A 25,406-nucleotide genomic window follows, 5' to 3' on the forward strand; every position below is an offset into this window, starting at 1 on the left:
ATTTTAATTTTGTAACACACCAATTTCTTTTAGATATTCTTCATATGGCAATTCTTTAGATAAACTACCTGGTTGGTTTAAATCAATCACGCGATTAGCGATTGTGTTAATAAATTCAAAGTCATATGAAGTAAAGATAATTGATCCTTTGAATGAAGCTAATCCATCGTTAACAGCTGTAATGCTTTCTAAATCAAGATGGTTCGTTGGCTCATCAAGTAGTAAAACATTGGCACTTGAAAGCATCATTTTACTTAACATACAACGTACTTTCTCTCCACCTGATAATACACTTGCTTTTTTCTTAACTTCTTCACCGCTAAATAGCATACGTCCTAAGAAACCGCGTAAAAATGTTTCAGTTTGTTCATCTTCAGGAGCATATTGACGTAACCATTCAACTAAATTCATATCTACGCCTTCGAAGAAATCAGAATTATCTTTAGGGAAATAGCTTAATGAAGTTGTCACTCCCCATTTAAATGAACCTTCATCTGGTTCCATTTCACCAGCAAGTATTTTTAATAGGGTAGTTTTAGCAATTTCACTATCGCCAATTAAAATAGCTTTATCATTTGGATTCATAGTGAATGAAATATTATCTAAAACTTTTTCACCCTCAATTGTTTTTGAGATACCATCAACTACTAATAAATCATTACCAATTTCTCTTTCTGGGGTGAATTTCACATAAGGATAACGTCTTGAAGATGGTTGAATATCATCAAGTTCAATTTTTTCTAATTGCTTCTTACGACTTGTTGCTTGTTTTGATTTTGACGCATTCGCAGAGAAACGAGCAATGAAGTCTTGTAATTCTTTGATTTTTTCTTCTTTTTTCTTGTTTTGTTCTTGAGCCATTTTTTGAGCAAGTTGACTTGATTGATACCAAAAATCATAGTTACCAACATAGACTTTGATTTTACCAAAATCTAAATCTGCAATATGTGTACATACATTATTTAAGAAATGACGATCATGAGATACTACAATGACAGTATTTTCAAAGTTAATTAAGAAATCTTCTAACCAACTAATGGCAGGAATATCAAGACCATTGGTAGGCTCATCGAGTAATAAAACATCTGGATCTCCAAATAAACTTTGTGCCAATAATACTTTTACTTTTTGATTATTTTCTAACTCTGACATTTGCTTATCATGTAAATCTGGGGTAATACCAAGTCCTGATAGTAGGGAAGCTGCATCTGCTTCGGCATTCCATCCATTCATTTCAGCAAATTCACCTTCTAATTCAGCTGCACGAATGCCATCTTCATCACTGAAGTCAGGTTTCATATAAATTTCGTCTTTTTCTTTCATCACTTCAAATAGACGTTCATGTCCTTTTATAACTACATCTAATACACGTTCATCTTCATAAGCAAAGTGATCTTGTTTTAATACTGCTAAACGTTCATCTTTTCCAAGAGAAACATGACCCGTTTGTGAATCAATTTCTCCAGATAAGATTTTTAAGAAAGTAGATTTACCTGCACCATTCGCACCGATAAGTCCATAACAATTACCTTCAGTAAATTTAATATTTACATCTTCAAATAGTTTACGATCACCAAAACGTAAACTTACATCCGTAACTTGTAACATTCATTTACTCCTTTATTCATCGTTTATCTAACGCAAAAAATTATATCATATAATGTTCCTATATTCGACCTTATATCATTTATGCCAATGATACTTTATAAAACTCATGTTATAATACTTAGAAATAAACTGCTTAAAGGAGACAACTATGGCATTAGACAAAGATATCGTTGGTTCAATTGAATTTCTAGAAGTTCTTGGATTGGAAGGCTCTACTTATTTATTAAAAGGTCCAAATGGTGAACAAGTGAAGTTAAATCAGTCAGAAATCAATGAGGAAGATGAATTCGAAATTGGAGAAGAATACAGTTTCTTCATTTATCCAAACCGTTCAGGTGAATTATTTGCTACTCAAAATATGCCTGACATTACAAAAGATAAATATGATTTTGCAAAAGTATTAAAAACAGATAGAGATGGTGCAAGAGTAGATGTTGGTTTACCAAGAGAGGTGCTTATTCCATGGGAAGATTTACCTAAAGTTAAATCGTTATGGCCTCAATCAGGAGATTATGTATTAGTCACATTAAGAATCGATAGAAATCATCAAATGTTCGCACGTTTAGCTAGTGAAACAATTGTGGAAAAAATGTTTACACCTGTATCTAATGATGATATGCAAAATCAAGTATTAAAAGCAAGACCATATCGTTTATTACGTATCGGGACTTTTTTATTAACTGAGGATGGTTACAAAGTGTTTGTACATGAGTCTGAACGTAAACATGAGCCAAGATTAGGCGAAGCTGTAGAAGTACGTATTATCGGACATAATGAAAAAGGTGAATTGAACGGTTCATTCTTACCCCTCGCACATGAACGTTTAGATGAGGATGGTCAAGTTATCTTTGATTTGTTAGTAGAGTATGATGGAGAACTTCCATTTTGGGATAAATCAAGTCCGGAAGCAATTAAAGAAGTATTTAACATGAGTAAAGGTTCATTTAAACGTGCAATTGGTCATTTATATAAAAGAAAAATTATAAATATTGAAACTGGAAAAATCACATTAACTAAAAAAGGTAAAAGTCTTATTCAAGAATAATGAGTTCATGAAAATCGAGTTTCTTCCATATTATATAGATAGTTTAAAACCATTGAAAGGTCACACTTTCAGTGGTTTTTTTATGGATTTTATTTATATAAAACATAAGTTTTTTATAAATTAACAAAATATTTACAATTACTCTATTTTATATTAACAAAAGGTATGTAATATAAGCATTGTAAGAAATACATATAACATTTTGGGTTATCTATAATTAGGAGGATGTTTTAATGAAGAAATGGCAATTAGTTGGTACAACTGTTTTAGGTGCTACTGTTCTTTTAGGCGCATGTGGCGGTGGAAATAGTGGCGGCAGTGGTTCAGGAGATGGAAAAGACCTTAAAGGTTCTGCAAAAGGTGAAGGTTCATCTACTGTTGCTCCAATCGTTGAAAAATTAAATGAAAAATGGTCTAAAGATCATCCAAGCGCAACTATTTCATCTGGTCAAGCAGGTACTGGTGCTGGTTTTGAAAAATTCATCGCTGGTGAAACTGACTTCTCACAAGCTTCTAGACCTATCAAAGATGAAGAAAAACAAAAATTAGAAGACAAAAACATTAAATATAAAGAATTTAAAATTGCACAAGATGGTGTAACTGTTGCTGTTAATAAAGATAATGACTTTGTAAAAGAATTATCTAAAGATCAATTGAAAAAAATCTACAGTGGCGAAGCTAAAACTTGGAAAGATGTAGATTCTAGCTGGCCTAACAAAGAAATCAAAGCTTTCTCTCCAAACTCAAGTCATGGTACTTATGACTTCTGGGAAGAAGAAGTTATGGATAAACAAGATATCAAAGCTCAAAAAAATGGAGATACTAACGTTATCGTTCAATCAGTTGAGAAAAACAAAGAAAGTATTGGTTACTTCGGTTATAACTTCTATAAACAAAATAAAGATAAATTAAAAGAAGTTAAAATTAAAGGTGACGATGGTAAATCTGTAGAACCTACTAAAAAGACTATCCAAGATGGTTCTTATCCTTTAAGTAGACCATTATTCTTATATGTTAAAGAAAAATCATTAGAAGATAATGATGTTATGAGAGAATTCTTGAAATTCACTTTAGATGACAAAGGTAAATCAGCTGAAGATGCTGGATACGTTGCTTCACCAAGCAAAGTTTATAAAGATGAAATTAAAGAATTAGATAAATACAAAAAAGATTCTGACAAATAATAATCATTATTAATATAAAGGGCTGGGAATTAACAACTCATGTAACATTCATTTACATGAGTTGTTCAGGATATATACATGGGTGATTGTTAAAGTGTTTTAAATTAATTTGAACTCATTCGTTACCTGATAATTTCCTGCTCTTTTTTTAAAATCTATTGGGAGAAATAAAAAGAGAGGGTTATATATGGCTTCTAACACTAATGTTAGAGAGATGATAGCTAAAAATAACGCTAAAAAAGGTGGATTTTCTGATAAAATCGTGCCAATTATTTTAGGAATTATTGCTGCCATCTCTATTTTAACAACTATCGGTATATTATTTACATTAATCACTGAAACAATCACATTCTTTACACGTGTTTCAATTACTGAGTTTCTTTTTACTAAAGATTGGAATCCTACAAGTTCTGACCCTAAATATGGTATTTGGGCATTAATTCTTGGTACTTTAAAAATTACTTTCATTGGTACTTTAGTAGCTGTTCCTATCGGATTAGGCGCTGCAATCTACTTAAGTGAATATGCAAGCGATAAAGCAAGACGTATTATTAAACCTATTCTTGAAATCTTAGCTGGCATTCCAACTATCGTATTCGGTTTCTTTGCTTTAACTTTTGTAACACCTTTATTAAGAACATTTATACCTCAACTCGATAGTTTTAACTCTATCAGTCCTGGTATCGTGGTTGGAATAATGATTGTTCCAATTATTACAAGTATGAGTGAAGATGCAATGGCTTCTGTACCTAATAAAATGCGTGAAGGTGCTTTTGGTTTAGGTTCAACTAAATTTGAAGTTGCAACTAAAGTCGTATTACCAGCTGCCGCTTCTGGTGTAATTGCTTCAATTGTACTTGGTATTTCTCGTGCTATTGGTGAAACAATGATCGTATCATTAGCTGCAGGTAGTTCACCGACATCATCTTTAACATTAACAAGTTCTATTCAAACAATGACAGGTTATATTGTTGAAATTGCTACAGGTGATGCGACATTCGGTTCAGATATTTACTATAGTATTTATGCAGTTGGCTTCACATTATTCATTTTCACATTAATTATGAACTTAATTTCATACTGGATTTCTAAGCGTTATAGAGAGGAGTATTAATATGACAGCAACGACTGATCCAAGAACTAAAGGTTTAGTTGACAAAAGTAAAGTCGAAAAAAACCTATCTAGTCGCGATAAAAAAAATAGTCTTAATAAATGGCTATTCTTTGCATGTATTGTATTTGCTTTAATCGTTCTTGCCGCATTACTGATTCAAACACTTGTAAAAGGTGTAGGACATTTAACACCTGAATTCTTTACAAGTTTCTCATCTTCAACACCATCACAAGCTGGGATTAAAGGCGCATTAGCTGGTACATTATGGTTAATGATTACTATCATCCCAATCTCTATTATCTTAGGTGTTGGTACAGCAATTTATCTTGAAGAATACGCACGCGATAATATGTTTACAAGTTTCGTTAAAATTTGTATTTCTAACTTAGCTGGTGTGCCTTCAATTGTATTTGGTTTATTAGGATTAACATTATTTGTACGTGGCGCTGGTATTGAATCATTATCTTTAGGAAATACTGTTATCGCTGCTGCTTTAACAATGTCATTACTTATCTTACCGATTATTATCGTTTCAAGCCAGGAAGCGATTCGTGCCGTACCTAATTCTGTAAGAGAAGCATCTTATGGTCTAGGTGGAAATAAATGGCAAACAATTAGAAAAGTGGTTTTACCCGCTGCTTTACCTGGTATTTTAACGGGATTTATTTTATCACTTTCACGTGCATTAGGTGAAACAGCACCATTAATCTTAATCGGTATTCCAACTATTTTCTTAGCAGTACCATCTGGTTTATTCTCAATGTTTACTGCTTTACCAACTCAAATTTATACTTGGGCTAAAATGCCACAAGCTGAATTCCAAAACGTGGCTTCAGCAGGTATTATCGTATTACTTGTTATCTTATTATTAATGAACGGTTTAGCAATTTTCTTACGTAATAAATTTTCTAGAAAATATTAAGCATTTTATTATTAAAGTTATTTGGGATAGAGAGAAAGATTTCTGCTTTCTCTCTTAAAATAAAAGGAGTTTTATATATGGCAAAAATCAACGTAGATGAAAAGAAAAAGAACATTGAACAACATACAAATGATGTTGTTGATCAACACTCAAATCACACTCATCCAACAAACGACAATCAGTCTCAAAAGACAACAATTGTAACAACTAATAGCGAAAATAAAAAAAATATTAAACCTGACAGTGAAAGAAAAGTAGTTTATTCAACTCAAAATTTAGATTTATGGTATGGTGAAAATCATGCTTTACAAAACATCAATTTAGATATCTTAGAAAATAATGTCACTGCTATTATCGGTCCTTCTGGTTGTGGTAAATCAACGTATATTAAAACATTAAATCGTATGGTTGAATTAGTACCATCAGTTAAAACTGCTGGTAAAATTTTATACAGAGAACAAAATATTTTTGATAACAACTATTCAAAAGAAAAATTAAGAACGAATGTAGGAATGGTATTCCAACAACCAAATCCATTTCCTAAATCAATTTATGATAATATTACTTATGGTCCAAAAATCCATGGTATTAAAGATAAAAAATTACTTGATGAAATTGTTGAAAAGTCATTACGTGGTGCTGCAATTTGGGATGAATTAAAAGACAGATTACATACAAATGCGTATGGATTATCTGGGGGACAACAACAACGTGTTTGTATTGCTAGATGTTTAGCAATTGAACCAGATGTTATTTTAATGGATGAACCTACATCAGCATTAGATCCTATCTCTACTTTAAGAGTTGAAGAACTGGTTCAAGAATTAAAAGAAAATTATTCTATCATTATGGTTACACACAACATGCAACAAGCTGCACGTGTTTCTGATAAAACAGCATTCTTCCTTAATGGTTATGTAAATGAATATGACGATACTGATAAAATCTTCTCTAATCCTTCAGACAAACAAACAGAAGATTATATTTCTGGTCGTTTTGGTTAATGCTTAATGAAAATTATTAGACAAAAATATGAAGGCCAATTGGACGATTTAATTAAAGAACTTCGTCGTCTTGGTCTTCGTGTTTATTCAAATGTTAACAATGCTATTGAATCATTAAGTGAAGATGATAGAAACTTTGCTAGACACGTCATTGAAAAAGATAAAGAAATTAACAAATTTGATTATGACATTAACGAACAAGTAATCATGTTAATTACGAAACAACAACCAATTGCTACTGATTTAAGAATGATGATGGCAGCTTTAAAAATTTCTACTGATTTTGAAAGAATGGGGGATAATGCTGCAAATATCGCTCATATTCGACTAAGAGTAAAAATTACAGATCATTATGTCTTAACACGTTTAAAAACAATGGGTAAACTTGCATTATTAATGTTAGAAGACTTAAATACTGCTGTTAAAAGTGAAGATTTAACATTGATTAAAGAAATTATCGAACGTGATAAAGATATTGATGATTTATACGTGAATATTGTTAACACAACTTATCTAATTGATAATGATCCATTTGTAGCTGGTCAAGCGCATTTAGCTGCACGTAACTTAGAAAGAGTAGGGGATCATGTAAGAAATATAGCAGAAAGTATTTATTATTACTTTACTGGTGAACATTTTGATAAATATGATCGTTAAACTACTTTATCGTTGATAGTTTTATTCAAACTAAAAAAATCAAAGTAAAGGAGTGAGACACGATTCATTTTGAATCGTGTCTCACTCCTTTATAATATATTAATTATGTTCAATTTCATTTGTAAGTGTTTCTACTTCATCTACTAATTCTGAAATATACGCAATAGTAGATTTAAGTGGGGCATTTGTTGTTATATCAACGCCTGCTACTTTTGCAAGTTCAACTGGATTTTTACTTCCTCCAGCTTTTAACGTTTCTAACCATGCATCGACTGCTTTTTGTCCTTCTTTTTTAATTTTTTGAGAGACCACTGTGCCAATAGTTAATCCAGCTGAATACGTATATGAATATAATCCCATATAATAATGTGGTTGTCTCATCCACGTTAATTCCATTCCATCAGTAAGTTCAACCGCATCACCAAAGAATTGTTCATAAACGTTTCTCATTAACTTATTAAGAACGGGTGCTGTTAAAGATTCACCGTTATCAACTTTTTTGTATACTTCTCTTTGATATGCTGCTTCCAGTAAATGCGTGACCATATTATGATAATATGTGCGAGATATAATTGAGCCAATCACCCATCGTTTAAACCGTGCATCATTACTATTACTAAATAAGTAGTTTGCCATCAGCATTTCATTCATTGTAGAAGGTGCTTCTACAAAATACATAGATGCTTCTGAATCTAATAAATGTTGATGTTTTTGTGACAATGTAAAATGACCAGCGTGACCCAATTCATGCGCTAATACGAAAGTTTCTGCCATTTTACCTGTCCATGAAATAAATACATATGAATGCGTAAAATAAGGGCTAGCACAATACGCACCAGTATCTTTACCTTTATTTTGAGCAAAATCAATCCATTGATGATTATAAGCATTATCAACCATTTTAATATAGTCATCGCCTAAAACACCTAAAGCACCGTGAATATATTGTTTTGAGTCTTCTATTGAAATATCTGGTTCATAACTAGGATCAACTGATATTTTTAAATCTTCAAATCGCATTTTATCTAAGTTATGAATTCTTTGCAGTATTTTAGCATATTTTTGCATCACAGGTGCTAAATCACTCATGATGACATCAATTTGTCTATCATACATTTCACGTGTAACTTCTTGTTCTTGTAGTAAATAATCTATAACAGAATCATAGCCTCTTAAATTAGCCTCAATTTTTTCTTGTTGTACATGTTGATTATATGTTGCAGCTGTTGTGTGTTGATATTTACGCAATGCATTACTAAAAGCTTCGAAACTTTTACGTCTAAACTCTGGATCTGAACTGTCTTCATACTCATTTTCAAAAGTTGCATAATCTAAAGGATACATTTCATGATTATGTTCAAACGATTCAAACGCAATATCAAGCATTTTAGTTGTTCCATAGAGTTCATAAGCACTTTGAAAAGTAGGCGACAAACTGGCAAGCACTTCTTCAACTTCTGAAGATAATTGATAAGGTTTACGTTTTATTAATTTTTCTAGATAATGAGGACTATTGAACTGCTCTTTTAGCTCTTTTAATTTATCATCAGAGAGTATCATTATTTCAGATTCAACAAATGATAATAAACTAGATATCTTACCATAAGATGTTGATAGTTTGGCATTTAATGTTTGCGCTAATTCATTTGTAGTATCAACACTTAATCTAAGTTCAGCATAATTACCTAATCGATCAAATTGTATAAGTAAGTCTTCATATTCTTTAAGTGCATCTAGAATAATTTTAGTTTCTGATAAATTATTTTTATATTTTTGATTAAATTGAGCGGATTTCTCTAATACATCATTTAAAGTATTATAAAATGCTTCATCATTCGTAAATAAATCTTCTAAATTCCATTTTTCATTATCTGGAACATGTTTTCTGAGTGGTAAGCCTGTGTTCATTTTATTCACTCCTAAATAGTTATTCTCATATATATTATACATAATATTATTTGTAAACTCAGTTTTAAGCCTTTAGTCTGAGTCATTTTAATAATTAAGAAGGTATAATTATTTATAAAAGTATTGTATATTACATATTATAAAATATAAAAGTTGAGGCGTTTTTTATGACGATATTTGATATGCCAAATTATCTTTGGATCACAATCCTAGCAATGATGGTATTAACTGTCTTTTGTACATTGGTACTGAAAAAATGGTTTTCAGCAGCAGTAATTACCTTCGTTGTTTTAGCAGTATTAGCTTTCTTTATTCCTAATTTTTATAATATAACGTTCCAGCCTTTATTAGGCTATGCCGCTTTTCTTGCCATTATCAGTTTAATGATTAGTTTCCTTTTATGGTATTTTACAAGAGGATGGCGCCGAGAACGTAAAGAAAAGCAATTGGAAAAAGAGATGAAAAAATATGATAACGACGAGTACATGTATCGTCGTCGTGATAGAAGATAAATATAAGGGAGTAGGATAGAATTCATTTTGAATTCGTTATCCCACTCCCATTTATATTTTTAATAGTGTATAAAAGGATTATTTTTTAAAGGCTTTTTCAATTTTGTTTAATTGATGAATAGTTGTTTCAATGCCTCCTTCACTAAAATACCAAGCATTAGCTTCAAATTGATAGACTTGGTGATTTTTTATTGCTTTCATATCTTTTATCACTTGATTATTCAAAGCAGAAGGTAACGTTTTGTCATCCGCATTTTTAGTTCGATTAATTACAAACAATTTATCAGGATTAATTTTATTTAAATACTCATTAGTAACTATATTACCAGCTGAATTTGCTTTCATTTTAGGATCAGCGTGGTTAATTCCTAAATCTTTATTTAAGAAGCCTCCAAATCTACCAGTTGGTCCGAAGGCACTAATGCCTTTATCATCAACATTTAAAAGTAATACGGTATCTTTATTAATTACTTTTTTAGCCTCTTTCACTTCTTCACTTAATTTATGATTAAGTGCTTTTGCTTTTTCTTCTTTTTTGAAAATTTTACCAAACAATGTCGTATGTTCTTTAATTGATGAAATATAATTATCATTATCGGGACTAACAAATAAAATCTTAGCATTAGGCGCCGCTTTTTTCATTTCATCTATTGTTTTCGTATGTGCTTGTCTAAATGAAGCAAAGATAACATTAGGTTTTGATTTAGCTAATTCATCATAATTAGGTCTTCCTGGATTGCCTAGATTTGTATATTTACTGTTTTTAAATTCCGAAAGGGAAGAAGGCAAAAATGAAGCACCTTGTCCTTTAGCAATAGAAACTATTTTGTCTTGAAGTCCCATTTGCTGCATAATATCTAACGCGCCATAATCTAGTACTGCTACACGTTTCGGATTAACTGGTACTTTAACTGTTTCTGTTTTATTTTTGCCTCTACTATGTGTATGATTCTTATCCTTAAATTCATATGTATTTTTTACTGTAATGGTATCTTTACTAGATGAAGAATTTGAATCCGATTGCTTATCACATGCTGATAAGATTAAAATAACTGATAAAATTAATAGAATATATTTAAATGATTTTTGCATTTTCTAACCTCCTAGAAAGTATTATAATAGAAAATGATAATCATTATCAATTAAATATTTACATTTTATTATCTTATTTTACCTAAAATATTACATATTCCTTTTATATTGTTGGTGATTTCTTTAACATGTATATTAGACTTAAAATAAGTAGCCTTATTGACTTATTTGATGATTTTAAAAGGGGTATGTTGCTCATAATACTGGAAAGGTATATTTAGTAAAATCGTGTTAATAGACGAGACGATAGTCAAACTTATAAGAATGGATCACTTTTTATGATATTAAAGTCTTTCTTTGAAATAATTGTTATTAGAAATAATGGTTCCAATATCACCGATAATCTTTAAATTGATAAGGTAGAACAAAAGATATAAATTATTTATCTGCAAATTCATATAGTATCTTGCATTATGTAAACTAGCTAAGCATTCAATAATTGATTCATTACTATATTAATTATCAAAATAAATTATGTCACAAATATCGAACACTAAATTCATATTAGTATTTTCTACATTATATATAATACATATAATGTAGTTGATTTTTATCATAACAAATTATAACTAAGTCAATCATTTTAGATAGATCAATGTTAACCAAAGAATGATAACTAAAATATATCATTGAAGTGTCATTAAAATAGAATAGGTCCCCTGATCGTTATATATACAACTTCCTATAATATATATTATGTAAACTAAATTGTCGAAATCTGTATTTTTATATGAATATCTTCAATTTAAGCTTTTTAACATATTTAAAGTTTTAATATATACCTTAACTCGTTTACATATGCTCATGCATTCTAATTTTAGTAGTATTTATTTAAAGTTATTTTTTCTACAGTTCGGTAATCATTATCTAAAGTATTGAATCATGGATATTGGCATTACGATTCATACAATCATTCTTAATTATTTCTCAAAACAATCTAAAGCGGAATGATTCCAATTAGATTAGTTATTTAATGATATCATAACTATGTATTTATTATTCAAATTATAAAACACTATAAATTTCATTTATTATAAAATATTAAAAATAAATTTCTTTTGGTGTATCATTGATAAAAATAATTGATATGCTATTATTAATTTGTAGGATGCAACTTGTATTTACAACTTAGAATTTACCTACACTATTTATAATTAGTCTCTATCACTAATTATAAAAAAGCATACTGGCAAGATTGCCAATATGCTTTTTATTCTAATTGTTATTTTTTAATCTTCTTACGTATACGATTCAATGTTTTAAATAGCCAATATTTAGGTTTATTAATTGGTTTATAGAAATCCCCAATTAACTCCTCGATATACACATTAAACCCTCTTTTAAAGCGATAAACACCATAATCTTCACTATTTTCAGTAAAATCACCAGATAAACCATAAAAATTATATCGATCATATCCATGATCAAAGCAATAATTCATCATGAACCAATGCATCATATATGGTCCCATATAATTATTGTATTTTTCTGATGAGCCACCTGAGAAATAGTTTACTTCATAAGCATTTGCAAAGTATACTCCAGAAGCTAAGTTTAAAATTTGTCCATCAGTTTGACGTAATTCACTTGCATGTAAGAGTTCTTTTTGGTCGTGTTCTATTTGTTTATCTAATTCAGCAATTTTTTTCAGCTGTTTGTCACTTTTATTTTCTTTAGACATCATTTGATCACGACGCGTTTCTTTATCATTTAAAGAGGTTTGCAATGATTTAATATAGTCATCTAAATCAATATATGCTAATGGCACTAATGCTTTATCGCCGTATGTATCTATAAAATTATAAAAATATTCATCTGTTTTTGATACAAAACCAGTACGTGCTTCTGTTTCACGATACAAGTCTAAGAAAATATTTAGTTCATCTCTTTTAAGAAATCTTACTTTTACTCCATAGTTTATCGCTTTATTTATATTTCTTTTACGTTGACTATCAAACTGCTTTTTCAATGATGCAGGTGTTTCACCTTTTAGATAATTTACGCCCATCCATCTCACTTGACTAGAGCGATCATATTTCGTAGTGAAACCATGATGTTCGTAACCATGTGATTTAAATAAATTAACTAAAGCATCATTTTTTTCGTGACCTTCTACCGAATTGATATCTTTATCATAAATTTGATAAATCCAATATGGATCAAGTTTTACATATAAACATTGATGTTGGTGTAGGTATTTTTCTAATTCTCGTAGGTAAAAATCAACAAGACCTAAATCGGAATAATCCATCACTGGTCCACGATTTGAATAGTATACATAACTTCCCATAGTTGGAATTTTTGAGAAAAGACTTGCAGCAATCACTTTATTACTTTCATCTTTTACACCTAATAACACAACTTCAAATCCGTCATTTTCTCTAGTTTTTATATTTTCAGTAACTTGGAAGTAATGACTCTCTAATGATGGATTTTGTACGAAGGTTTCATATTCTTTAACTGTTAACTCTGTAAATTTCATATTCGCACTATTCCCCTCTTAATTCAATCTTTTTTTAATTTTTTTAAGTATTGTATATAGTGAATACATTGGTTTATTTATAGGTTTAACGAAATCACCAACATATTCAATTACATCTGCATTAAATCCCTTTTTAAATTTCACAACACCTGCATCTTCAGCATCATCTGTAAAATGACCACTAATCCCATAAAAATTATAACGGTCAATGTCATGATCAATTGCATAATTAATCATAGTCCATTGAACTGCATAACTTCCAGCGAAGTGTCTATATTTATTTGACGTTCCACCTGCATAATATACAACTTCAAATGGATTAATAAAGAAGAATCCAGCAGATATTGGTAATTCGTTACCGTGTTCTAATTGAAGTTGTGTTGCTTCATCAATTTTTTGCTCATTTGCTTTTAATTGCTGTTCTAAATTTATTTTTTTATTTTGTGCTTTTTTGTTATCTGGTCGTTTTTCAATATCTTTTAGAGCTTTGTTTAAGTCTTTATTTAATGTCTGACGTTCTGCATGAAGTTCTTCAAGATATTCATCAAATTTTATATATGCGAGAGGTACTAATACTCTATCTTTAAAATGATCAAATCGATTATAGTAGAAACTATCCTCTCTATCAGAAAATTCTTTAGTCTCTGATGTATCTTCCATAAATGATCTGAAAATAGGTAATTCTTCTTTAGTAAGAAATCTTACTTTAACACCATTTTTTTTGACTTTTTTAGTATTTCTTTTTCGTAAACTATCCATTCCATTTAATACATCTTTAGCAGTTTTATCCTTTAAATTTAAAACTGAATGGAACCGAATTTGTAATATTGGATCAAATCCTGTTGTAAACCCTTCGTGTTGATATCCTAATTGCTTCATTTTATCAAAGAACCAATCATTCCCAGCATTCCCTGTAATATCACCATCATGATTACGATATTGATAAGGCAAATAAGGGTCTATACGTACGTATAAACAACGTTGCTGTTTTAAATATTTACTTAATTCGTTAAAGAAAAAGTGAACGAGCTCTTTGTTTTCATAATCAATGACTGGACCACGATTTGAATAAAAATATTTAAAAATTTTCATAACGGGTACAGCAGTTAGCATACAAGCAGCAATGACTTCATTATCTTTATTTTTAATTCCTACTAAATGAGTTTCAGTTTTCTCGGCAACTTTTAACTCATAATTTTCAGTCATTTGTGTAAAATGGCTATATGGCATTTTTTCAGTAAAATCGCCAAATTCTGTAGCTGTTAAATTTGTAAACTTCATTATCTCTATAACTCCTAATTTAGAATCTTTATTTAATTTGAGTTGACTAATTTTAAAATTTTAGCTTATGTATATGTTGTGAATACGCATCGGTCTAATCTCAATAAGTATACACTAGATAAGGTTAAAACTAAAATATAAACCTGTATATACTTCCAATTAACCTAAATGCTCTTAAATTCTTGGCTTCTTCTATCTTCTCCAAATAATAAGAGCTGAAAATCATTCTTTTTCAGCTCTTAAATTCATATCTAATTTCATTTTAAATCAATTAATACTACATTGCTACTAATTCTTAAGTATTTCATGCTATGAATACTCTAAATAATTTTTATTTTATACTATGCTAACCATTATCTAAAGTTTGTCTAATCTCCCTTAAGTATTCTCCTGTTTGACTTAAGTCATCATTTTGAAATCTTCGAACGATTTCACTTCCAATAACAACACCATCTACATCTTTTACCAAATCTTTTATATGGTCTGTAGTTCTTATTCCAAATCCTGCTACAACTGGGAGAGATGTAAAAGATTTAATCATTTTTATCTGGTCTTTAAGCTTTGGATGAAACGTTCCATCTTCTCCAGTAGTAGCATTCATCGTTACAGTATAGATAAATCCTTCGGCATGTTTTGCTATATTTTGTATACGATTTATATCTGTCGTCATTGCTATTAATGAAATTATTTTTACTACTCTATTATGATTTAATTGTTGTTTTAATTGTTCTATTAATTCAAATGGTAAATCTGGAATAATTACTCCATAAACACCAATATCATCGCATTTTTTAAAAAAGGCTTTTTCTCCATAACTTAAAATAACATTATAGTATGTCATTAGAACACATTTACAATTAATTTCATTTTGATGTTTATCTAACTCATCAAATATATAGTCGATTGTTATATGATCTTTAAGTGCTTCATGACCAGCTTTCATAATGATGGGTCCATCAGCTACAGGATCTGAAAATGGAACACCAATTTCTATAATATCTGCTCCACTTTTATCAAGTAATTTTACATTTTCTAAAAATTGTCTATTACCCATGATGTAAGGAATAAATAATTTACTCATTTTTATCCTCTTTTCTCTGTTGTATATATTGTTGAATCGTTTCCATATCTTTATCTCCGCGTCCAGATATTGTCACTACTAATATATCGTTTTGTTTCATTTTAGGTGCTAATTTTTCTACATAACTTAATGCATGTGCACTTTCTATAGCGGGGATAATACCTTCTATTTTGGTGAAGCGGACAAGTGCTTCCATTGCTTCTTCATCGCTAGCACATTCATAGGTTACTCTTCCAATATCATGATAATATGAATGTTCAGGTCCAATACCTGGATAATCTAATCCTGCTGAGATAGAATGTGCCAATTCAATTTGTCCATGTTCATCTTGGATTAAATACATTTTTGATCCATGAAGCACACCAGCCTTTCCTTTCCCTATCGCAAGTGCATGTTGATTAGTATCCTTACCTCTGCCAGCTGCCTCCACACCGTATAATTTCACATCATCTTCGATAAAAGGATAAAATGTTCCTATTGCATTAGAACCTCCTCCTACACAAGCAACTACTGCATCTGGCAAACGATGTTCTTTCTCTAATATTTGTGATTTTATTTCTTGACCAATTACACTCTGAAAATCTCTAACCATCGTTGGAAAAGGATCCGGCCCTAAAGCTGATCCTAATAAATAATGTGTATCTTCCACGTGACTTACCCAATACTGTAGCGCTTTATTAACTGCGTCAGATAAAGTTCCTTGACCTTCATCCACAGCTTCAACTTTAGCTCCTAATAATTCCATTCTAAATACATTAAGTTGTTGTCTTTTGATGTCTTCTCTTCCCATAAAAACAATCAGTTCCATATCAAATAATGCAGCCACTGTGGCACTTGCAACTCCATGTTGTCCAGCTCCCGTTTCTGCAACAAGTTTATTTTTGCCCATTCGTTTAGCGAGCAATGCTTGACCTATGGCATTATTGATTTTGTGGGCACCAGTATGATTTAAATCTTCTCTTTTTAAATAAATTTTAGCCCCACCTAATGTTTCTGTATATGATTTCGCATAAGTTAAGGGTGTTTCTCTCCCAACATAATCCTTTAAATAATATGCTATCTTTTGTTGGAATTTAGGATCATTTTTTGCTTTTTTATACGCTCTCTTTAATTCAATGATAGCTGGCATTAATGTTTCCGGTACATATTGTCCTCCATACTCACCAAAAAAACCTAGTTCATTTGCTTCCGTTTGTATCTGTTTCATATTCTAAGCTCCCTTTAACGTAATTTATAATTGTTTCCATTTTCAATTTATCCTTGCATTCATTTGTCTCTATACCACTGGATATATCATAGCCTTTATGTGATAAATCCAGCTTTTCAATCTGTTGAATAGCACTTATATTTATTCCTCCTGCAATAAGATAAGGAATGTCTTGGCTTACTGATTCTAATATTTTCCAATTAAACGTTTGACCAGTACCACCAAATTGAATTGAAGGGGTATCAATAATAAATAAATCTACCCATGGCTTATATTGATTCATATCTCTATTCAAGTTTTCTGTAGCCGGCAACGCTTTAATTATCTTAATATTCTTAAAATTTAATTTAACTTTTTGGATTAATTCAATTGTTTCATTACCATGAAATTGAATGCCGTTCACATTGGTTTGTTGCAACAATGTATTTAATTCTTTATATGTAGGATTCACAACAACTATAACTCGATGAATGTGCTTTGCTACAAATTGATTTAAATAGTTAATTTGTTCTATATTTAAATGACGTTTACTTTTTGGATAATGAATAAAACCTATCATATCTATGTCTAAGGAATTGGCTTTTAAAATATCACTTTTTGTTTTAAAACCACAAAATTTTAGTATATTCATTTCTCTTTATTTAGTTTTAATGAAGGTAATAACGATGATATATTATTACTATTCATTAAAGCTCCTCCCACAAGTAATCCGTCTATGCCACTACTTACAATTTTTTTTACATCATTTAAAGTTGTAATACCACTTTCAGAAATATAGTAATAACCTTCTTTTTTCATTTCCAAAATGTCATTAGTATGTTCTACTTTAGTAATAAATGTTTTTAAATCTCTATTATTTATACCAATGATTTTAGGTTTAATTTGATAAGCGCGTTCTAACTCTTCTTTGTTATGAACTTCAACTAAGACTTCTAAGTTTTGAGATATTGCATAATGATATAAAGACTGAAGTGTATCATTGGTTAAAATATTTACTATTAATAAAATAATAGAAGCTCCGGCTCTCTTAGCAAGATCAATTTGAAGCGGATCAATGATAAAATCCTTACATAATACTGGTAAATGTGTGAGTTGTGTTAACGTTTGTAGACGTTCAAAACTTCCTCCAAAATATTTTTCATCGGTTAAAATTGAAATAGCACTTGCTCCATGATTTTCATATTTAGCAATTTGATGCTCTAAGTTAATGTCCTTGAATGCTTTTACAGAAGGACTTTTAGATTTTATTTCTGCAATAATACTCAATGTTGATTCCCTTTTCAAAGTGGTTTCTAGAGCTGACTTATAAGATACATCAACTTTTTTAATATGTTTTATTTTATCTGTATAATACCCATCGTTTAGTAACTGTTTTTTATACTGTACAATCTCATCTAATATTGTCAATTTTATTCCCCTTTCATCAACTGACATTGTTTTAAAGCTTTGCCACTATCAATTAAATATTTTGCTAAATCAACGCCCTTTTTAATACTATCCACTCTATTTGATATATATAAGGCTAATGCTGCATTCAGCACTACGACATTTCTTTTAGGGGAATGATCTTTTCCACTTAATATGTCAATGGTAATGTTTTTATTTTCTTCAGGTGTGCCACCTTGAAGTTCTATATTATTTGCATGAGCTATGCCATAATCTCGTGCATTTAAAACATAATGTGAAATAGCCCCATCTTCATGTAATTCATATATTTCGTTATCCCCAGATAACGTTGCTTCATCCATTCTATTCGCGCCATGAAGTACGATGCCTCTTCGTCGTCCTAAATCTTTCATAGTTTTAATAATCATGGGTAATTGGGAAGCATCGTAGACCCCCATTACTTGATAATCTAATTTAAAAGGATTGATTAATGGTCCGACAATATTGAAAATAGTTGGTTCATGAATACGTTTTCTAATAGGTTGAATGTATTTCATAATTGGATAAGATTCCATAGCGCTGATAAATGCTAAATGTGTTTTAGATACTTGTTTGGCTACATTTGCTACTTTCGTAGTAGGAATGTGTAATTGTTGTAATAAATCGGTACTTCCAGAATTAGATGTAATGCTTTTATTTCCATGTTTAATGACTGGAACATCTGCGCTTGCTACTACAAATGATACTGTCGTTGAAATATTGAAACTATTTGATTTATCTCCTCCTGTTCCACAAACGCATATACTTCCTTTGTATTCAGGTTGAGTTGAATACATCGTATGAATAAGACTTTTCACTATATAAGTTAATTCTTTTTGTTGTATCGACTTATTTGTGAAAGCTTGTAATAACTTTACTTTATCTTGAGTATGACATTCTGGATTGATGAGATATTGAATAAATTCAGTAGTTTCATGTTGTGAGAGTGTTGCATGACTTTGAATTTGGTTGAGTAATGTTAAGGTCATCATATTTACCTCTTTCCTTTACGATATCGATAAAATTTTTAATTATTTGTTGTCCTTGGTCTGTTGCAAACGACTCGGGATGATATTGAATACCAAAATGTAATCCATTTTTTGTCTCATAAGATTGAATGCAATCTTTTGTCCTTCCAGTAATTATTAATTGTGATGGAAAAGAGATTTCATCACTTATTAATGAATGGTAACGCATTATATTAAATTGATTTGCTAAGTTGTTATATAATTTAGTATGTTGAATAACTGTTAATATATCGACTTTACCGTGCATGACTTTTTCGCCTTGAATAACACGGCCACCGTAATAGCATGTTATTGCTTGTGCACCTAAACATACGCCTAATATCGGTAAAGATTTATACCTTTCAATAATATTCAATAGATGGTTACTATCTAAAGGATGACCAGGTCCTGGAGATATGATGAGACCATCACTTTGGTTAACGTAGTTAAGCACATCTTTATCGTCCGGATATTTAACAATGACATCATCTAATTGACTTACTATATCAACTAAGTTATATGTAAATGAATCATAATTATCAATGATTAAAATCATGGTGTTACCTCCAATAAACTTTTTGCTTTTAATAATGTTTCTTCTAATTCTTTTTCTGGTACTGAATCATAAACCACCCCACACCCTGCTTCGACTTTCACGGTAGTATCATCAATTAACATTGTTCTTATTGCTAAAGCAAAATCTAAATTCTGATTACAATTAATGTAGCCTACACCCCCACTATATAGTCCACGTTTATATGGATATGTCTCATATATACGCCTAATTGCTCTAAGTTTTGGAGCTCCTGAAACAGTTCCTGTAGGTAATAAATTAGCAATTACTGTCATAGGAGATAATTTTTGCTTAATCTCACCTTTTACTTCGCTTACAATATGCATGACATGCTCATATTTTTCAATTTCCATTAATTTTGTAATTTTTGAACTACCGGTTCTACTGACTCTATGTAGATCATTTCTGCCTAAATCAACAAGCATTCGATGTTCGCTTAATTCCTTTTCATCACTCAATAATTGCTCTGCATTTTGTTTATCTTCTTTTATGGTTTTACCTCTTTTAATTGTTCCAGCGATTGGATTCGTAATAACCGTTCCATCTTGTACAGCTACAAAACTCTCTGGAGAACTGCCTATAATAATTTGTGTATTCATATTAATATAGTACATATATGGACTTGGATTACGTCTTTTTAAGTTTTGGTATAATTGATAACTTAATTGCAATGTATTATTTTTAAAATGATGATTGTAGCTATATATTCTAGATGGTACAACTTGAAACATATCGCCTTCTTTTATAAGCTTTTTCAATTGCTTTATAGTATTTATAAATTCATCATCTGATACATTTGGTATGATATTTGAAGGCGTAGGAGGACGAATATAATCATCTGTATAAGCTTTAATTTGAGATAGTTCCTTTATTCTATCTTTTACTCTTTTTTCTAAATCTTTCTGTTCTACTTCTGAAAATTGATTTGTAGCAATAACATATAATTCATCTTTATAATGATCAAATACATATACATCTTCTATCATGTGAAATTCAATATCATTGCTATCCTTAATTTCTTGTATAGATTGCTGTTTTAAAATTGGAAATTCATGTCTTACTAAGTCAAAACTACACGTACCAATAAAGCCAGATACAAATGGTAAATGTTTTAATTTTTCATCTGTAATCTGAATATTAAATTGATTGATATAATCTTTTAAATATTCATAAGACTTTTCAGTAATTTCAACATTTTGTTTTTTTGTTTTTATCTTTAGTAAGTCATTATTTAACACAACAGAACCATAGCTTTCGAATGCTACAATAGAATATCTACCTTTAATCTGCTTTTGACTGGTACTTTCTAAAATAATCTTATTTTTCTTTAACTTTCCTAAAACTTCGGGTGTAATATTTGCTCTAAGTATTTCATAATATAGTTTCATTAAGCTTTAATCCTTTCTCAAAAAAATATCAGCATCCTTATTTAAAAGGACGCTGACGCGCGGTACCACCTTAATTAACTAAATATTTAGAATTGTCAAAATATTTAAAGTTCACTTATTTTTTATTTGATTTTTTATAAGTATAAACCCAATTTCATTATTAGTGATGTTAGTTTTCATCAACCACTAACTTTCTATGATTATCTAGCTAATAATTACTATATTTATACCAAAAAGACACCACGATTACGTTCCATAGATAAGGACGCGTTACCGTGGTGCCACCTTAATTAACATTACATGTTCACTTTACTGTTATTAAATTTAATCTTCTAAGTCCAATTCAAACATATGCTGTGCTAATTTACATCATCCATTAGCTTTCTATTTGCTACATCACATATCTTCTACTCAATTCTCAGAATTATTAAAATATTATTATAATTCAGTATAATACATAAATAAATCTTCCTTGTCAATATTTATTTCAATTTATTGATGACAAGCAATAGGCATATAATAAGTTTTGAGCGGCATGTATAGAATCAATATGTGTTCGTTCCAGTGCATGAGAGGACTCAATACCAGCTCCAAATAATCCATGTTTAATATCTGCTCCTGCTTTTAATGCTGCAGACGCATCTGACGTATAATAAGGATAAATATCTATTTTATACGGAATATGATTAAATTTACATAAGTTTACTAGATGTGTTTTTAATTCTTTATGATAAGGTCCAGACGCATCTTTAGCACAAATAGATACTGTATATTCGTCAGAAGATTGTCCCTCTCCAAGTGCTCCCATATCAAAAGCAATAAATTCTACAGTTTTATTAGAAATAGATGCATTCGCTCCATATCCTATTTCCTCATTATTAGAAATATAAAATTGAATAGTATGTGGTAATTTAATTTGTTCATTTTTTATTCTTTCTAATAAATCTAATATCATTGCTACACTTGCTTTATCGTCTAAGTGTCGGGATTTAATAAATCCAGATGATGTTATTTCTGTTCTTGGATCAAAGCTAATAAAATTACCTACTTCTATTCCTAAATCTTCTGTCTCTTTCTTAGAAGACGTTTTTTCGTCTATACGGACTTCCATATGTTCAATATCTCTTGGTATTTTTTCATTTTCGCGATATACATGAACACTTGTTTCATGTAAACATATTGTCCCTGTGTACGTTTCGCCAGAGTCTGTTTCAATCTGACAATATTCTCCTTCAATCGCATTATATTTAAATCCACCAATTAGATCGATTGTTAAACGACCATCTTCTTTAATTTCTTTTACCATTGCACCTAAAGTATCTACATGAGCAGTAATACAACGTTGACGTTCATTATCTTCACCCTCAACTGTGATAATTAATGCACCTTTATTTGTTAATTGAGTTGAATATCCTAAATGTTCTACTTTTTGTTTTACATAACTTATTGCATTATAAGCATTTCCCGAAGGACTATTAATGTTAGTTAAGTTTTGAATTAATTCTAATATCTTTGATTCCATTCAACTTCCCCCTTTAATACTTTAAATATATTTTAACCTAGATAAATAGTGAACTCTAATGAATAGTATTGTTTAAAATGAATGACTAATTTAAAATATAGATATTCTGAATATTTAGAAATAAGGAGGGCTCATATGAAAAATATTTTATTTGTTGGTTTAGGATTAATTGGTGGAAGCTTAGCTAGTAATTTAAAATTTTATCAATCTGATCTTATAATTTCTGCCTATGATACTGATGTAACTCAATTAGATAAAGCAATGTCTATTGGTATAATTGACAAAAAGATTAATGATTATGCTCTTGGTGTTAAGGAAGCGGATATTATTATCTTTGCTACTCCAGTTCATCAAACAGCAATATATCTAAATTCATTACCTAATTATGAAACCAAATCACATTTGATTGTAACGGATACTGGCAGTACAAAACTTATCATTCAAAATTTTGAAAAACGTTTATTAGAATCAAATATTCATCTTGTTAGTGGGCATCCAATGGCTGGTAGCCATAAATCTGGTGTCCTTAATTCTAAAAAACACTTATTTGAAAATGCATACTATATTTTAGTTTACGATGATGAACGTAATACACAAGCGGCTAAAACATTACAATATTTGCTCTCCCCTACACTAGCTAAATTTATTATTACTAATGCGAAAGAACATGTCTTTGAAGATGCAAAAATTTTTAGAGATCAATTACCTCTTAAGCAACATGGTGTAGTCAATGTTGGGTATGATTTATATATTGATATTCCAGATAAAGCGGGTATGATTAATAAAGTTACTTCTATACTTAGTTTACATAATATTTCTATAAGAAACTTAAAAATTTTAGAAGTTCGTGAGGATATTTTAGGTGCTTTACAAGTTACCTTTAAAACTCCAAAAGATCGTGAATTAGGTATTGTTGCTTTAAATGAATTTGATACTTATATTCCATAAAAATAGAAGTGGGCCAAAATTCAAAATGAGTTTTGACCTACTTCCGTTTATTTACATTTTATGACCTGCCATTAATCCTAATCTATTATGTTTTGTTCCAGATTCAGTATAAGAAATTGCTTTTGAAACGATGCCTTTACCATATTTCTTTTGTAACGTATCAATCGTTTTAGCTAAATTTTCATCTCTTTGTCTTTTATATTCATCTACAAATAAATTTAATTGTCGATTTTCTTCATTAATGAACTGTGTTAGTGAAACACTTAACGTACGATACAAAGCCTGTTTATCACACAACTGATTCGCATAATCATTAACGACTTTAAATATATCTTGTTCTAGATTTGTAGCATCAGTTAAAGTGTGTTGTTTATGTATTCCTCCACCTTGAGTATATCCAAATGAAAAATGTATAGTACGTGCTAATTGCTTTCTTTCTCTTAATCTACAAGCAACATCTTCAATCAACTCTTGCATCACAATTTTTGTTTCATTAAATTGATAGTCTCTCATCAAAATTTGGCTTTTACATATAGTTGGATTATTAATTTTACTTTTTTCTCTTATTTTACTTTGATCTATACCGTTAGCATGTAAATGCATATCAGTGCCTAATATACCAAAGTCTTTCTTCAAATATCTATGAGGATAATGGGCTAAATCACCTATTGTAATAATTCCTTTTTTATTTAACTTTATTTCTGTTTTTTTATTGATTCCCCAAAATGATTTTAATGGTGAAATACACCATAATTTATCGGGAATGTCATGATACCGCCACTCAGTAATACCTTCTTTGGTGTGTTTAGCTTCGATATCCATAGCTACTTTACTAAGTAACAAGTTAGATCCAATACCTATTGTGCAGTATATTCCCGTCTTATCCAAAATTTCTTTTTGAAAACACTTAGCAAAAGAATATACTGTAGTATTAAAAAGATGGTAGCTATTTGTTACATCCATAAAAAATTCATCAATACTATACTGATGTAAATCTTCCCCTGGAACATATTTAAGAGCAATTTTAGAAATTTCTAATGATACTTCTAGATATCTTCTCATACTTGGATTAATAATATAAATATCATTACGTTGTGGAATTTCAAATAATCTAGATCCCGTTTTAATACCAAGTTCTTTTAATTTAGGTGTTGCTGCCAAAACAACAGATCCTTGTCGCTTAGTGTCAGCTACCACTGCTAATTTTGTCATTAAAGGATCTAATCCTTTTTCTATACAAGACACACTAGCATAAAAACTTTTCTGATCTACACATAGTATGTCTCTATCTTCAAGTAAATTATAATCATACATATCAACCCCCTCCTTAGATAATTCAATTATATAAGAATACTTGTTCTCTTACAACATTAAAAAGAACAAATGTTCTATTTAAATATCTTGAAGTTCATTTTTTAAAAATGATATACTAAGCACATAATTAT

Annotated in this window: 22 protein-coding genes; 8 read left to right on the plus strand and 14 right to left on the minus strand. The window is 30.0% G+C overall.

The window, feature by feature from the left end; translation table 11 throughout:
* Positions 1–3 precede the first annotated feature (3 nt).
* On the minus strand, positions 4–1,608 hold the full coding sequence (locus tag MHI13_RS06660; RefSeq protein ID WP_017174704.1) for an ABC-F family ATP-binding cassette domain-containing protein: 1,605 nt from the start codon (positions 1,606–1,608) through the stop codon (positions 4–6).
* A gap of 148 nt (positions 1,609–1,756) precedes the next feature.
* Here MHI13_RS06660 and cvfB point away from each other — a divergent pair, with 148 nt between their 5' ends.
* The 6 genes from cvfB (at position 1,757) to phoU (ending at position 7,534) form a co-directional block, all read left to right on the plus strand.
* Positions 1,757–2,653: an RNA-binding virulence regulatory protein CvfB gene (gene cvfB / locus MHI13_RS06665; RefSeq protein ID WP_017174703.1), complete on the plus strand. Its 897-nt coding sequence runs from the start codon at positions 1,757–1,759 to the stop codon at positions 2,651–2,653.
* 233 nt (positions 2,654–2,886) lie between these two features.
* Positions 2,887–3,837, plus strand: coding sequence for a PstS family phosphate ABC transporter substrate-binding protein (locus MHI13_RS06670; RefSeq protein WP_017174702.1), 951 nt, complete (start codon positions 2,887–2,889; stop codon positions 3,835–3,837).
* 187 nt (positions 3,838–4,024) lie between these two features.
* On the plus strand, positions 4,025–4,951 hold the full coding sequence (gene pstC / locus MHI13_RS06675) for a phosphate ABC transporter permease subunit PstC (RefSeq protein ID WP_017174701.1): 927 nt from the start codon (positions 4,025–4,027) through the stop codon (positions 4,949–4,951).
* 1 nt (position 4,952) lies between these two features.
* Positions 4,953–5,873, plus strand: coding sequence for a phosphate ABC transporter permease PstA (gene pstA / locus MHI13_RS06680; RefSeq protein ID WP_017174700.1), 921 nt, complete (start codon positions 4,953–4,955; stop codon positions 5,871–5,873).
* A 77-nt stretch (positions 5,874–5,950) separates the two neighbouring features.
* Entirely contained in the window at positions 5,951–6,877 is a 927-nt protein-coding gene (pstB, locus tag MHI13_RS06685; RefSeq protein ID WP_017174699.1) for a phosphate ABC transporter ATP-binding protein PstB, read from the plus strand.
* Positions 6,878–6,883: 6 nt separating this feature from the next.
* Complete coding sequence (gene phoU, locus MHI13_RS06690; protein ID WP_017174698.1) at positions 6,884–7,534, plus strand: phosphate signaling complex protein PhoU; 651 nt, start codon at positions 6,884–6,886, stop codon at positions 7,532–7,534.
* Positions 7,535–7,633: 99 nt separating this feature from the next.
* Here phoU and pepF read toward each other — a convergent pair whose 3' ends face one another.
* Positions 7,634–9,442, minus strand: a complete 1,809-nt coding sequence (pepF, locus tag MHI13_RS06695) for an oligoendopeptidase F (protein ID WP_017174697.1) — start codon at positions 9,440–9,442, stop codon at positions 7,634–7,636.
* Positions 9,443–9,609: 167 nt separating this feature from the next.
* On the opposite strand from pepF, the gene MHI13_RS06700 reads away from it, so the two are divergent.
* Positions 9,610–9,954 carry a membrane protein gene (locus MHI13_RS06700; protein WP_017174696.1) on the plus strand — a complete coding sequence of 115 codons (345 nt, stop codon included), beginning with the start codon at positions 9,610–9,612 and terminating at the stop codon, positions 9,952–9,954.
* 78 nt (positions 9,955–10,032) lie between these two features.
* Here MHI13_RS06700 and MHI13_RS06705 read toward each other — a convergent pair whose 3' ends face one another.
* The 11 genes from MHI13_RS06705 to MHI13_RS06755 form a co-directional block, all read right to left on the minus strand.
* The gene (locus tag MHI13_RS06705; protein WP_017174695.1) at positions 10,033–11,046 is read right to left on the minus strand and encodes a siderophore ABC transporter substrate-binding protein; all 1,014 of its coding nucleotides are present in this window, start codon (positions 11,044–11,046) and stop codon (positions 10,033–10,035) included.
* A 1,222-nt stretch (positions 11,047–12,268) separates the two neighbouring features.
* Complete coding sequence (locus tag MHI13_RS06710; protein ID WP_017174694.1) at positions 12,269–13,528, minus strand: aminoacyltransferase; 1,260 nt, start codon at positions 13,526–13,528, stop codon at positions 12,269–12,271.
* Positions 13,529–13,546: 18 nt separating this feature from the next.
* Positions 13,547–14,809, minus strand: a complete 1,263-nt coding sequence (locus MHI13_RS06715) for an aminoacyltransferase (protein WP_070548575.1) — start codon at positions 14,807–14,809, stop codon at positions 13,547–13,549.
* Between the two features lie 346 nt (positions 14,810–15,155).
* Complete coding sequence (trpA, locus tag MHI13_RS06720) at positions 15,156–15,890, minus strand: tryptophan synthase subunit alpha (RefSeq protein ID WP_017174692.1); 735 nt, start codon at positions 15,888–15,890, stop codon at positions 15,156–15,158.
* Positions 15,883–17,097, minus strand: a complete 1,215-nt coding sequence (trpB, locus tag MHI13_RS06725; RefSeq protein ID WP_070548577.1) for a tryptophan synthase subunit beta — start codon at positions 17,095–17,097, stop codon at positions 15,883–15,885. The genes trpA and trpB overlap by 8 nt, the downstream gene beginning before the upstream one ends.
* Entirely contained in the window at positions 17,069–17,728 is a 660-nt protein-coding gene (locus tag MHI13_RS06730; protein ID WP_048681664.1) for a phosphoribosylanthranilate isomerase, read from the minus strand. Before MHI13_RS06730 ends, trpB begins: the two co-directional genes overlap by 29 nt.
* A complete protein-coding gene (gene trpC, locus MHI13_RS06735) occupies positions 17,725–18,504 on the minus strand; it encodes an indole-3-glycerol phosphate synthase TrpC (protein WP_017174689.1) in 780 nt (259 codons plus the stop codon). Before trpC ends, MHI13_RS06730 begins: the two co-directional genes overlap by 4 nt.
* A gap of 2 nt (positions 18,505–18,506) precedes the next feature.
* Positions 18,507–19,511, minus strand: a complete 1,005-nt coding sequence (gene trpD, locus MHI13_RS06740; protein ID WP_176719191.1) for an anthranilate phosphoribosyltransferase — start codon at positions 19,509–19,511, stop codon at positions 18,507–18,509.
* Positions 19,456–20,085 carry an anthranilate synthase component II gene (locus MHI13_RS06745; RefSeq protein WP_017174687.1) on the minus strand — a complete coding sequence of 210 codons (630 nt, stop codon included), beginning with the start codon at positions 20,083–20,085 and terminating at the stop codon, positions 19,456–19,458. The genes trpD and MHI13_RS06745 overlap by 56 nt, the downstream gene beginning before the upstream one ends.
* Positions 20,082–21,491, minus strand: a complete 1,410-nt coding sequence (locus MHI13_RS06750) for an anthranilate synthase component I (RefSeq protein ID WP_017174686.1) — start codon at positions 21,489–21,491, stop codon at positions 20,082–20,084. Before MHI13_RS06750 ends, MHI13_RS06745 begins: the two co-directional genes overlap by 4 nt.
* A 487-nt stretch (positions 21,492–21,978) precedes the next feature.
* A complete protein-coding gene (locus MHI13_RS06755) occupies positions 21,979–23,013 on the minus strand; it encodes a M42 family metallopeptidase (RefSeq protein ID WP_054105486.1) in 1,035 nt (344 codons plus the stop codon).
* Positions 23,014–23,148: 135 nt separating this feature from the next.
* Between MHI13_RS06755 and MHI13_RS06760 the strand changes: the two genes are divergently transcribed.
* Positions 23,149–23,961, plus strand: coding sequence for a prephenate dehydrogenase (locus tag MHI13_RS06760; protein ID WP_340761035.1), 813 nt, complete (start codon positions 23,149–23,151; stop codon positions 23,959–23,961).
* 51 nt (positions 23,962–24,012) lie between these two features.
* On the opposite strand, the gene MHI13_RS06765 is transcribed toward MHI13_RS06760, so the two are convergent.
* Positions 24,013–25,275 (minus strand): Y-family DNA polymerase, encoded by a 1,263-nt coding sequence (locus MHI13_RS06765; protein WP_017174683.1) that lies wholly within the window; start codon positions 25,273–25,275, stop codon positions 24,013–24,015.
* Positions 25,276–25,406: the final 131 nt, after the last annotated feature.

This window comes from Staphylococcus sp. FSL K6-0223, from assembly GCF_038008285.1.